General features: G+C 39.0%; 11 protein-coding genes. 5 read left to right on the top strand and 6 right to left on the bottom strand.

Features of this window, described 5'->3' with window-relative positions; all coding sequences use genetic code 11:
- Position 1: 1 nt before the first annotated feature.
- Positions 2-502, top strand: coding sequence for a DUF4296 domain-containing protein (locus tag BM266_RS10035; protein ID WP_139220621.1), 501 nt, complete (start codon positions 2-4; stop codon positions 500-502).
- Here BM266_RS10035 and BM266_RS10030 read toward each other — a convergent pair.
- A complete protein-coding gene (locus tag BM266_RS10030; protein WP_093409071.1) occupies positions 486-1,508 on the bottom strand; it encodes an SDR family oxidoreductase in 1,023 nt (340 codons plus the stop codon). The two genes, BM266_RS10035 and BM266_RS10030, sit on opposite strands and share 17 nt — an antisense overlap.
- Before the next feature lie 82 nt (positions 1,509-1,590).
- Here BM266_RS10030 and tyrS point away from each other — a divergent pair, with 82 nt between their 5' ends.
- Positions 1,591-2,886 (top strand): tyrosine--tRNA ligase, encoded by a 1,296-nt coding sequence (gene tyrS, locus BM266_RS10025; RefSeq protein ID WP_093409069.1) that lies wholly within the window; start codon positions 1,591-1,593, stop codon positions 2,884-2,886.
- Positions 2,887-3,108: 222 nt separating this feature from the next.
- Here the strand turns inward: tyrS and BM266_RS10020 are convergent, their stop codons facing one another.
- From BM266_RS10020 to BM266_RS10005, 4 genes are all read right to left on the bottom strand, one after another.
- Positions 3,109-4,086, bottom strand: coding sequence for a LuxE/PaaK family acyltransferase (locus BM266_RS10020; protein ID WP_093409066.1), 978 nt, complete (start codon positions 4,084-4,086; stop codon positions 3,109-3,111).
- Positions 4,087-4,165: 79 nt separating this feature from the next.
- Entirely contained in the window at positions 4,166-4,504 is a 339-nt protein-coding gene (locus BM266_RS10015) for a T9SS type A sorting domain-containing protein (RefSeq protein WP_093409064.1), read from the bottom strand.
- Positions 4,505-4,654: 150 nt separating this feature from the next.
- Positions 4,655-7,486, bottom strand: a complete 2,832-nt coding sequence (locus tag BM266_RS10010; protein ID WP_093409062.1) for a TonB-dependent receptor — start codon at positions 7,484-7,486, stop codon at positions 4,655-4,657.
- Positions 7,487-7,578: 92 nt separating this feature from the next.
- Entirely contained in the window at positions 7,579-8,904 is a 1,326-nt protein-coding gene (locus BM266_RS10005) for a hypothetical protein (RefSeq protein WP_093409059.1), read from the bottom strand.
- A gap of 330 nt (positions 8,905-9,234) precedes the next feature.
- Between BM266_RS10005 and BM266_RS10000 the strand changes: the two genes are divergently transcribed.
- Positions 9,235-9,918, top strand: a complete 684-nt coding sequence (locus BM266_RS10000; RefSeq protein WP_093409057.1) for a response regulator transcription factor — start codon at positions 9,235-9,237, stop codon at positions 9,916-9,918.
- The gene (locus tag BM266_RS09995) at positions 9,918-11,015 is read left to right on the top strand and encodes a sensor histidine kinase (protein WP_093409055.1); all 1,098 of its coding nucleotides are present in this window, start codon (positions 9,918-9,920) and stop codon (positions 11,013-11,015) included. The genes BM266_RS10000 and BM266_RS09995 overlap by 1 nt, the downstream gene beginning before the upstream one ends.
- Here BM266_RS09995 and BM266_RS09990 read toward each other — a convergent pair.
- Positions 10,935-11,999 (bottom strand): glycosyltransferase, encoded by a 1,065-nt coding sequence (locus BM266_RS09990; RefSeq protein WP_093409053.1) that lies wholly within the window; start codon positions 11,997-11,999, stop codon positions 10,935-10,937. The genes BM266_RS09995 and BM266_RS09990 overlap by 81 nt on opposite strands.
- Before the next feature lie 65 nt (positions 12,000-12,064).
- Between BM266_RS09990 and trmB the strand changes: the two genes are divergently transcribed.
- The gene (gene trmB / locus BM266_RS09985) at positions 12,065-12,739 is read left to right on the top strand and encodes a tRNA (guanosine(46)-N7)-methyltransferase TrmB (RefSeq protein WP_093409050.1); all 675 of its coding nucleotides are present in this window, start codon (positions 12,065-12,067) and stop codon (positions 12,737-12,739) included.
- The last annotated feature ends 2 nt before the right edge of the window (positions 12,740-12,741 follow it).

Here is a 12,741-nt window from a genome sequence, read left to right as displayed (position 1 = left end):
TATGAAAAAAGGACTATTTCTTTTAATTTTCACAGTGGTTTTCTCTGCCTGCCAGAATGTTGAGAAGACTAAAAAACCTGATAATCTTATTGCTGAAGATAAAATGGTGGAAGTGTTAACCGAGATTTCCATTATGACTTCTGCCCGTAACTTTAATAAACGTAAGTTTGAAGCTACCGGCATTAAACCGGAAGAATATATTTACGAGAAATTCGAGATAGATAGTTTACAATTTGAGCAAAGCAATGCTTTTTATGCTGAAAATTATACCCAGTATGAAAATATCTATCGTCAGGTAAAAGAAAATCTCCAGAGCATGAAGGATAAACTGGATTCTATTAGGGAAGTGGAGCGGAAAGTTAATGATTCTATTCTGGCCGCCGAAGAAGGTCTTGATAGTCTTCAAATAGATTCCTTGAAGGTAAAAAGCGATTCCTTAAAACTGGAGCAGGACAGGAAATTGGATAGTCTTATCAACCCGCGTTCTATCGAGGTGCAGTAATTTCTTCTTTGTAAATAGCCGCAGTTTTTGAAATTACTTTGTCTATCGGAGTAAATTCATAATCGAGTTTCTTTTTTATCTTTTCACTGCTGTAATGGGCATCTTCAAATAGGGTTTTAATCGTGCTGGTTGTGATCTGGCGCTTAATTCCAAAGATGCTTCCTGTTTTCATGCCGATCCAACCAACCCAAAGCATCCATTTTTTCAGTTTTTTCTTTGGGACGGGTTTGTTGAGGTTGCGAGCTATTCCCTTCATCACTCTTTTGAAATTGATATTTTCTGAAACAATTACGTACTTTTCGTTTTTTATTTCAGAATTCATTAGAAGTAGCATGGTTTTAACCACATCTCCAATTCCTACAAAACCGGTGGTTTTTGAAAAATAATATTTCAAACCCTTTTGGATTCGAGTAAAGATGGGACCGCTACCAGAATCCCAAAATCCCGGACCTATAATTATTCCCGGATTTACAATAACTATTGGTACTCCTTCCTGTGAACCACGCCATACCTCGATTTCTGCACCATATTTGGAAATAGCGTAATCGCTGTGATTCCCTTCAGGATTCCATTCGGTAGTTTCGTCAATTTCAGGTTTTTTTATATCCCTGCCCAGACTGGCTACGCTGCTTACGTGGCATAGCTTCTTTATCTTAAAGGCAATACATAGGTTTACAATATTGGCAGTGCCGGTGATATTTGTTTTTCTTAGAGCCTGTGCATCAGCCGGATTAAAAGAAACCAAAGCAGCACAATGAAATACCTGTTTCACGCCCTCAAAAGCTTTTTCCAGTGCCGGGATGTCGTTAATTTCAGCTTTAACCCAATCAATTCTCTGGAAATATTCTGAGGCTTTTTCAGAAGTTGTATAATATGAAAAGATATCTTTTACACGATCCCGTTTGCTTTCACTTCGGAATAATGCCCGTATTTTTTCTTCTTTTTTCGCAAGCTCAAAGGCCAAATGTGAGCCTACCAATCCTGTTGCTCCTGTGATTAAAATCATGTCGTAAATATAGGGAAAGCCCTTAGGAAAAATAAGAGTTTATGGTATCTTTACGGCTCTTTTTGCATTCAAAAATATAATTATGACCAAGAATTTTGTAGAAGAACTTACCTGGCGGGGTATGGTTCACGATGTGATGCCCGGCACCGAAGAACATTTAGCCGAAACGATGAGGGCTGCCTATGTAGGTATAGATCCAACAGCCGATTCACTGCACATAGGTCACTTGGTGAGCGTTATGATGCTTCGTCATTTTCAGCTTTGCGGACATAAACCTTTTGCATTGGTAGGAGGCGCCACTGGAATGATTGGTGATCCCTCGGGGAAATCGGCAGAAAGAAACCTTCTGGATGAAGCGACCTTGAAGCATAATCAGGAAGCTCTTAAAAACCAGTTGTCTAAATTCCTGGATTTTGAAAGTGATGCTGAAAATGCCGCAGTAATGGTTAATAATTATGACTGGATGAAGAACTTCTCCTTTCTGGAGTTCATAAGAGATGTGGGAAAACATATCACGGTAAATTATATGATGTCCAAAGATTCTGTAAAGAAGCGATTATCCTCTGAAGCGGCTGAAGGCATGTCTTTTACCGAATTCACCTATCAACTGGTTCAGGGCTATGATTTTCTGCACTTGTTCAGAGCGCATGATTGTACTCTGCAGATGGGCGGAAGCGACCAGTGGGGGAATATTACCACGGGTACCGAGTTGATAAGAAGAATTGGTAACGGGAAAGGTTACGCGCTTACCTGTCCCCTGATCACAAAGGCCGACGGAACAAAATTCGGGAAGACCGAGAGTGGAAATGTTTGGTTAGACCCACAAAGAACTTCTCCTTATAAATTTTATCAGTACTGGTTAAATACCAGTGATGTTGATGCCGAAAGATATATTAAAATCTTTACTTTTTTAAGTAGGGAGGAAATTGAAAAACTTGTTGAAAAGCACCAGGAAGCCCCACATTTAAGACAATTACAAAAGACCCTGGCTGAGGAGATTACAGTGACTGTTCATTCCCGTGAAGATTTTGAGAATGCCGTGAAAGCTTCTGAGGTTCTCTTCGGAAAAAGTACAGCCCATGATCTTAAATCTTTAAATGAAACTACTTTTTTAGATGTTTTTGAAGGGGTTCCCCAGGCAGAGGTTTCTATAGACCTTATAGAAGATGGCCTGGATATGATCGCAGCGCTTTCCGCAGAAACCGGGTTCCTTAAATCCAACGGGGAGGCTCGACGTGCACTCAAAGAAAATTCGGTATCGGTGAATAAGGAAAAAGTAAAAGAAGATTACAAATTAACTACAGATGATTTGATAAACGGGAAATATATAATCCTGAATAAGGGAAAGAAAAATACTTACATTATCAGGGTGGTATAGTGAAAATACAAAACCCCGTAAACAGGGCGTCTACGGGGCTTGCAACTAACTAACCAATCTAATATGAAAAAATTTCACTTAGCCTGTAAGAATTGATAGAGTTTATTCTATTTACATCTTACATATATTGAGTCGATATAATTTCAGAAAATTACAGCAGATTTTCAACTTTAACGTAAAATTTACATTTGTTTAGTTGGTGTTCAGGTTTAATTCTGGTAATCAGAGGATTAGAAGGTTGCAGCCTCTAATGTCGGAATTGTCGAAACGGCCTAATATTTCTGTTTTTCCCGCTTCTGTATTCCTGCCTAGATCCTGGGTAGCGATGAATGAACAAGAGTTAAAATTGGCGAGGTCGATAACATTTATACCTCCGGTCTTTTGTTCTGGAAGGAGGCTAAGAGCATCTTCTGAATCGCGGATGAGTATTTTCATCCACGACGGACATTCAAATATTCCATCTCCGGTAGAATAAGCCTGTGACAGTAATTCTGTCATCCCATACTCGCTGTGGATGGTGGCAACTCCAAAGCCTTCACAGAGAATTTGGTGGAGTTCAGTTCTAATCATTTCCTTACGCCTGCCCTTCATCCCTCCCGTTTCCATAACAATAGTATTTTTAAGATTAAACCTGTGGCGTTCTACCAGGTCCAGCAGTGCAAAAGAGACTCCTATAAGCAGGGTTTTTTTTCCCGCTGATTCAGCTTTTTCCAATGTTTGTTTTAATTCATCGAGATTATTAAGATAAAATCCACTTTCGGGGTGTTGGCTTTTCTTTATAAGTGCATCGGCCATGTAGATAAGGGAAGATCCGGTGCGTTCCAGGTAAGAAGGTAGAAGAGCCAGGATAACTAAATCTTCAGGATTTCCATAGATATTTTCAAAAGCCTTAAAGAAGCTTTTTTCATAAATACTTAAATCTGTTACGTAATGTTTGCTGCTTTGTTTTCCAGTGGTGCCACTACTGGTAAAAACAATTTCAGGTTCTGATTTAGAAGAAATCAGGCGGTGCGATTTAAAAAATTCAATTGGCAAAAAGGGGATGTCCTCCAACTTCTTAAGCTTTCCGGGGCTCTTCTTCAACAGATCACAGAATTGACGGTAGACTTTGTTATTATGGTATTGAAAGACAAATATCTCGAGAGCCAGATCCTTGAATTCTGCTTCGTTGTTCACCGAAAATATTTTCTCTGAATACATACGCCGAATTTAAGCCGAAAAGCATAATAAAAAAGCTTCCGAAATCAGAAGCTTTTAAAATTCTATAAGTATGGCTGAATTATTTTACCACCAGTTTTCTGGTAGCCCTGTTGCCATTTTCTGTTATCTTCAAAATATAAATTCCTGGAGAAAGCGTAGAAACATCCATCTCCTTACCCCTTAATCTTGTTTTATAAATAGGTTTTCCAATTACATTATAAATCTCGATTTCCTTTTCAAGATTAAATGTGGTATTTATGTAAACCTTTCCGTTGGTAACCGGGTTAGGATAGATTGATAAACCATCTATAGAATGTTCAGTTTGACTTTTCCCATAAGCAGATTCCTGAGCCAAGGCAGGTGCCGAAACCCAAAGAAAAAGTGCCAGGAAAAAAGTAAAAAAGTAGTATTGCTTCATTCTTTTAAATAGTGGTTATTACAAATTTACAAATTAAATTTCAAAAATCCTGCCAGATTTATTGTGTATTTAATATTAATGTTTTATTAAAAAAGGCTGTCGGTGAGGACAGCCTTTTTCTTTGGCTATTTCAAAATACAACTTTAATGTCTAGAATTTGTAACTATAACTTAATGAGATTGGTGTGCCGGGTTTTTTTAAAGAAAATATCTGATCTTCTGCTCCAAACGACTGGAACCTGCTTTCTATATTATCGCCCAGAATATTGGAGATCTTTAAGGAAATAGTGGAATTTTTCTCTTCCCCAAAAGATTTATTCAAATTGAAATTAAGGCTATGAAAAGGCATAGTGTATACATCTGGAACTGTCCCTAAACCAACAAGTTCGAGGGTTTTTCCCTGGGTATTGTAAAAAACACCAGCCTGCCAACCGCTTTCGGAGTCGGTGTAATCGAAACCTGCATTTATCAGCAATGGAGACTGCCCTTGTAATTGCCTTGTGCCGTCAAATTCTTCACCTGGCCTTAAGTTGCGCTGTCTCGATTCAAATTCCCCACTTGGGCTTCGATCCATTTCTACTTTAGAATCAATTACCGATACATTTAAGTTAACGCTAAGTTTTCTTAGTCCTTCAGTGATAAATCCAAAATTCTTTCTTATTTCAATTTCAGCTCCTACAACAGTTGCGTCATTAACATTTCTGGGTTGAAAATTATCTGCTGAAAAATCGCTATAAACAGAAAGCTCAATGGGATCTGTAAATTTCTTGTAGAAAGCACTTACTGCAAAAAGCTGCGCATCGTCTCCATAAAGTTCGTAACGCGCATCAATGTTGTCTACATAAGTAGGTTGTAGGTCTATATTCCCAATAAAAGTCCTGTTGGTTAGAGGGTCGTAAATCTGGGCAATGGAAGCTTCTTTAAAAGAAGGTCTTGCCGTTGAACGACCATAAGAAAGCCTAAGATTACTATCGTTATTAAGACTGTAAATAAAGTTTGCTGAAGGAAAAAGATCGGCTTTATCTATAAGGTGTTCATCTTCCAGGATTAAATCTCCCAGGTTATTTTGCCCTGTATAGAAAAGATCGAATTTCTCAAGTCTTAAACCAAGGATAGCTTTTAGGTTTTCGGTAACATTAAATTCTTCTGAAACGTATGCCGAAGCATTGGTATTATAAGCATCATAGGTGTTAGCCGGCTCGTAGAATCCGTTTATATAAGATCCAGCCTGGTTTTCCGGAGTCCAGATATTACCGGGTGCAAGTACCTGGTTTGGATTTCCTTCAAAACGTTGACTTATGGATCCCTGAATAAGAATTTGATATTGATCTATGGTAAAATCCCTCTGCTTGTAGGTGTAGCCTCCGCCAAATTTAAGGCTTGCATTTCTCCCAAAAAGCTGATGTTCTTTTTTAAGGCCTACTTTCCCGGCCAGATTGATCTCCTCCAGGTTTCTCCAAATCCTCGTAGGACTTTCAGATGAGCTGGGGCGTATACTAAAGGTGTTATTGCTTGGATTATATTCAAAAGCAGTAATTCGCACATCTTTATCGTAAACACGGGAAAGGCTTGGTGAAAGTTTCCATTCGGTAGTCCAGCTTGCATCTTTATTGGTGTGTTTTCCGCTTAATAATGCGTTAGTGATGGAGCGCTGGGTATATTCCAGGTTATCTCTAAAAACCCTAATCGCATCAGAAACCAGAATTTCTTCTTCAAAATTACCGGCTGTAGATTCTCCATTCTGAATATGAAGTAAATTAAGTTGGTATTTGGATTGTTCGGTTTTAAAAGCAAGCCCGGTTAAAGCGCTTATTAAAGTGTTTTCTTTTCCAACATCTCCGCTTAACAATCTGGATGGGCGCAGTTCAAACTCTGAGGTCTCCCTCGGTTTTAACCAGGAATTGTTTTCAAAATCTTCAAAATACTCTGTTGTGTTCTTATAAGAAAGCGATGCAATATATCCCAGCTTATTGTTTTTTTTGCCAACATCATACTGGTTACCTGCGGTAAAACCTAGGCTAAAATCCATATTGTTTTGTTGTCTTGTACCACCTAAAGTTGGGTTGAAACGTTCGGTAAGTCTGGTGAGAGCCGCGTCATTATCAAAGGGTCTTGGGAAAGCCTGATTTCTGTTAACGGGACGGTCTCGGGTTCCATCATCAAATCCCAGGAAATCTGTGCCTCCTCCATCATATTGCAGAAAATCTGAATTGAAGTGCATAGATGGATTGTAGGTAGCACCTAGCGAAACACTGTATTCCTCACGGGTAGGGAAGTCTTTGGTAATAATATTCACCATTCCCCCGGTAAAATCGGCAGGATTATCTGCGGTTAGTGATTTTATTACCATTACATTATCCAGGATATTCGTAGGGAATATGTCCATCTGTAAAGTGTTTCGATCTGGGTCCAGGCCTGGAACGTCCATCCCGTTTAGAATAGATTTCGTGTATCGGTCTCCCAGACCTCTTACGTAAACATATTTTCCGCCTTGCACAGAAACACCGGGTATTGTTTTTACTGCTGAAGAAACTTCTCCCGCTCCAATTTTGTCGAAAGTTTGAGAAGAAAGGCCATCGGTAAGGTTTACGGCATTTCTTTGCATGTTTAATACCGAAGCCTCAGTATCCCTTGCGGTGGTGGTGGTAATTATAACTTCATCTAAAGCACCAGCAGAAGATTTCATTTCTACATTTAGGCTGGTTACTTTTCCTTCTTCTACTATAACTTCAGATACTTCTACGGTTTCGTAACCAACAAAGGAAAAAACAACCGTATAGGTTCCCGGTGCAGCATTGAGGCTGTAATCTCCTTCAAAATCTGAAGTGGTACCGGTATTGGTGCCTTTAATGGTAACATTGGCAAAAGGCATCACATCATTTGCCTCAACATCATATATCGATCCTGAAATCTTTCCGGTTTGAGCCTGCGCAAAACTTATAAATAAACAAAAGAATAAAACTACTGAAAATTGAGTTTTCATATAAATCTAGATTAACAATCTTAATATTAAATTGCCCACCTTGTAAAAAGGCGAGCAATTTGAAAAGCTTTATTTGTATTTGGCTTTAATTTCTAAAATGCATTTCTGAAGCTAGCATAAGTCCAGCCAAAAACAGATAGATCTGCACCTACAGTTTCTTGGTCTTGTTCTATTGCTGTAGCAAAATTGGTGGCGTCATTAGAGAAATCTGTACTTTCTGTGGTGTCTTCAAAGATTAAAGAAACACTGTCTACACCTTCTGGCAATACAATTTCCCAGGCAGAGAAGCTTAAACTTCCATTGGTATAGTTCGCAGCAGTTGCGTCATCATCAATTTCCACATTCTGTATGTCGTTAAAACCTCTTACGTATACATTGTTAAAGGCTCCCATTGCTCCGTCTCTTAGATCTGCTATTTGACCAGATGGAGCGGTTGCATCCCCAAGAATAGTTAGGTTCTGGATGGTAAAAGCTCCTTCAAGGGTACCTTCTGGTCCGTCAATTTCTAAAGCGTGATCAGACTCGGCACCTTGTATTGCCAATGCGTTAGTAATAGTTCCGGAGTAAGCCATGTCTATATCAAGCCCATCATCTCCTCCAGCAAATACAACAACGTTGCTCGTGTTCACTGTTCCGCCAAACCATTCAATTCCATCGTCTACATTCCCAACTACTTCTACGTGATCGATTACAGTTCCTGCACCAACACCACCAAGGGTAAGTCCATTAATTTCGTTTCCGGAACCAATTAATGCGCCCCCGTGACGAATAGATACATATTTAAATACTCCTGAATCATCATCTGGGTCGTTACCACCGAATCTTCCAAAGTCATCATCTGCAGGAATCCCTTCAATTTGAGATTCTTCAGAGTCACCCTCAAAGGAACTCGGTGCATTTCCTAGAATTAAAACTCCTCCCCAAAGGCCACGATCGTTTTCGTCAAGGTTTGAACCTTGTTTTTCTCCAAGGTCAATGTTGTCGTTTATAGAGGTGAAGATAATTGGATCGTCAGCAGTACCTTCAGCCATAATTCGGCCTCCACGGGCTACGATTAGAGCAGAAGCCAAAGAACCGGTACCTTCTTGTCCTTTTATAATTGTGCCAGGTTCAATAGTAAGGGTTGCTCCATCACCTACCACGAATTTTCCGTTTAGCTCCCAAATTATATCATTGGTTAAAGTAAAATCTTCACTTAATAACCCGGAAAGATCTTCGTCTTGTGGAACTGTACCATTGTCACCTCCATCATCATCACAAGGAGCACAAGCTCCGCCACAATCTACACCAGTTTCGTTACCGTTTTTGATTCCATCGGTACAGGTAGCAAGTTGTTCAATTGGCATATCGTCATCTTCGCTACAGCTGGTTAATCCTAAGGTGGCAATTGCAAAACCTGCAATAATCAGTTTTTTCATAAGTCAAAAAATTTAGTTTTCGTTTCTGTAATTAATTTGGAGCAAATAAACGAGCTTAGTTTAAGTGTGGTCTTAGCTTAAGTTTAAGCTTATGTTATTCTGAAATCTTTAATGTTATGATTAGGTTTATCTCAGGCACTTTCTTTTGGTAAAAAGGGGTGTTTGTTGATTATATTTTATAAGAATGGATACTGAAAAGACCTGATTATAAAAGCACTTCGAAGAAATTTGCTTATATTACCTTAAGGTTAAGACTTCAAAAGAGAGAATTATTGGGTAGTAATTTATACTTACTTTTACTTCAGAAATAAGAACACAATTTAAGTACTGATGAAAAAGAGTGACATTAAGATTCTTTTAGTAGACGATGAACCCGATATCCTTGAGATTGTGGGTTACAATCTAAAAACAGAAGGTTACCAGGTAATCACCGCTGAAAATGGTGCCGATGGGGTTAAACTTGCAAAAAAGCACAAACCCCAGCTAATCATCCTGGATGTAATGATGCCTGAAATGGATGGTATAGAGGCCTGTGAGCAAATAAGAAATATTGCCGGCCTTGAAGAAACCATCATCACCTTTTTAACTGCAAGAGGCGAAGATTACTCGCAGGTGGCAGGTTTTGATGCCGGTGCCGACGATTATATTACAAAACCTATTAAACCTAAAGTTTTGGTGAGTAAAGTTAAAGCACTCCTGAGACGCTTTAAGGAGGAATCGGGCTCTTCTAATATTTTAAAAATTGGGGAACTTGTTATTGATCGTGATCAGTATAAAGTTATTAAAGATGGACAGGAGTTGGTGCTGCCTCGAAAGGAATTTGAATTGCTTTCCCTGCTTACGTCAAAACCGGGAAAAGTTTTTAAAAGAGAAGATATTCTTGATAAGGTGTGGGGGAACGAAGTTGTTGTTGGCGGGCGTACCATAGATGTGCATATTCGTAAATTACGCGAAAAAATAGGGGATGACTCCTTTAAAACTGTAAAGGGTGTTGGTTATAAGTTTGTAATTTAATGGCTAAAAAATTTAAGCGCTCATATAAATTTGCAGTTAAAACTTCATTGTATATTACCGTTTTCCTTTCGGTGGCAGTAGCGCTTTATGCGGTTTTTACCTCAGGATTTGAGTGGTTACCGATTCTGGTCCTGGCCCTGCTCACTTATCTTTTCTCCTTTTTCATTATCCAATACCGGGTAGAACATTTTATCTATAAACGCATAAAAAAGATCTACGACAATGTTTCTCTTCTGGATTCAACAACGCTTAGTCCTAGCCAGGTAACTACAGACATGGCTTCGCTTACCCGTGAAGTGGAAAGATTTGCCGAGTATAATAAACTCGAAATTGAAACATTGAAAGTTCGCGAAGCTTATCGGAAAGAATTTATGGGAAACGTATCTCATGAATTAAAAACTCCTCTGTTTACGGTTCAGGGCTATATCCTAACCCTTCTTGACGGAGCGATTAAGGATAAAGCCGTGCGAAAAAAATATTTGCAACGAGCCAACAAAGGAGTGGAACGGCTTATCTATATCGTAAAAGATTTGGATATGATCACCAAACTTGAGGCTGGTGAACTACACCTTGATTTGGAGGATTTTAATATCGTGGAGCTGATTCAGAACTCCTTCGACCTGCTCGAGATGAAAGCTGCAAAAAAGAATATTACCCTTGTCTTCGATATGCCTTATGACAGGCCGGTTATGGTGCGGGCCGACCGTGACCGAATCCAGCAGGTGGTTTCCAACCTTATTGTAAATTCAATTAAATATGGGAAAAAGGGAGGCACCACCGAGGTTAGTATCGAAAATCTTATTAAAAATAAAGTAATCGTTCGAATTACAGATAATGGGGAAGGTATAGAAAAAGAGAATATCCCCCGGCTTTTTGAGCGATTCTATCGCGTAGACAAAAGCGGAAGCCGGAAGGAAGGTGGCTCAGGTTTAGGCCTTTCTATCGTGAAGCATATTATTGAAGCGCATAACGAAAAGATATATGTAGAAAGTGTCTTTGGAGTGGGAAGTGAATTCTCATTTACCCTCGAAAAGAGCAAAAAGACTCCTGAAGTCGGTAACAAATCCAAAGTCTCTAAAGCCGCTAAAGCCCTTTAGTCTTTTTAATTCTGTAATTTTAAATTCATCCTGGCTACAGTAAGTTGCAATTCCAAGCTTGTCTAATCGTTCTGCCAGATATTTCTGCTCAAATTGTCCTGGAGTAGGTATTAAAAATGCCTTTTTCTCAAGTTTTGAAAGGTCCATAATGCTGGTGTATCCCGATCGGCACACTACTATTTCACTAGAGTTCAAAGCTGCTTCCAGTTCCTCCCCGAAAAGATAATTTCTTATTATCAGATTAGGATTTTCACCTTCTAAAATAAGCTCATTTTCTTCCAATACCCCTCGTAAAAACAACGTCTTTTCTGAAGTATCTTTAAACTCTCTTAGCAGAATTCTTTCCAGGTAAGAGCGTTGAGGTTCTGGTCCTGATAGAATGATTATCACCTTATATTTCTGCGGAAGATCTTTTTTGCTGAACCTGCTTAACGGGCCCATGTATTTCACATCTTCAGGGGTTTTCTTCATATGGCCTAAAACTCCACTCAGGTTCTTTGAAGCGGGCAGATCGGGCACCCAGCACTCATCAAACTTCCTGATATATTTTTGATGAAGTTTGCTGCTTAACCATGTAGTGTTTCCTGAAAGCACATTGAGTTGATGGGTGATAAAAACATTTTTTAGATGTTTATAACGCACCCCCAATCGGTTATCTGAAATTATACCGTTTAGATTGTATTTTTCTACCAGGAGTTTGGTATGCTTTTTTTCGGCTTTGATTACCTGCATTATTCTGGGACTTTCCAGGAACAATTTCCACTTCAACAAATTGGGAGATTTGCTATACTCAATATTGTATGAAGGGAGTTCTTCTGCCAATAGATCAGGGAATTCTTTTTTCAACAAGGCGAGTGCAGCCCCATCAGAAGCTAAAATGGGCTCATATCCCTTAGCGATCAACCCGTTGATGAGGGGTATACATCGGGCGGCATGACCTAAGCCCCAGTTAAGTATGGCAACCAAAATTCGCTTCTTCTTCATATATGTTTTAATATACTCCTCCTGTTGGCTAATTTCCTTAATTTTGACAAAATTTCAAACAAGCTGTGGGTAGTAAAAATAAATTAAAACGATTTAAGCAAAACGAAAGCTTTGAAAATGTTATTCAACCCTCCAGAGATGTACTGGAAAAGGATGAATTCAGTTTAAAAGGAAAATGGCGAAAGGATTTTTTTAAAAATGATAATCCTATTGTACTTGAACTGGGTTGTGGAAAAGGTGAGTATAGCGTGGGGCTCGCGCAAAATTATCCCGAAAGGAACTTTATAGGGATTGATATTAAGGGAGCCCGTTTTTGGAGAGGCGCCAAGACCGCCCTTGAAGATAAACTGGAAAATGTGGCCTTCGTGAGAGCTCAAATAGAACTTATCGATAAGATCTTTGCCGAAAATGAGGTCGATGAGATCTGGATAACTTTCCCCGACCCACAAATAAAATACAAGCGTACCAAGCACCGCTTAACCAATGCAGATTTTCTGAAAAAATATAAGTATGTTTTGAAGGAAAATGGCTTGGTGAACCTTAAGACCGATAGTGAGTTTATGCATGGCTATACCCTGGGGCTTTTACATGGGCAGGGTCAGGAGATTTTATACGCTCATCACGATATTTATAAGAATGAATATTCACCTAAAGAAGTGCGGGAAATTCAAACTTTCTATGAAAAACAGTATCTTGAACAGGGAAAACCTATTACCTATATTCAATTTAAGATAAAATAGCT

The organism is Salegentibacter flavus (assembly GCF_900115145.1).
Classification (GTDB): Bacteria; Bacteroidota; Bacteroidia; order Flavobacteriales; family Flavobacteriaceae; genus Salegentibacter; species Salegentibacter flavus.
This window is presented reverse-complemented; position numbering and strand designations above follow the sequence as displayed.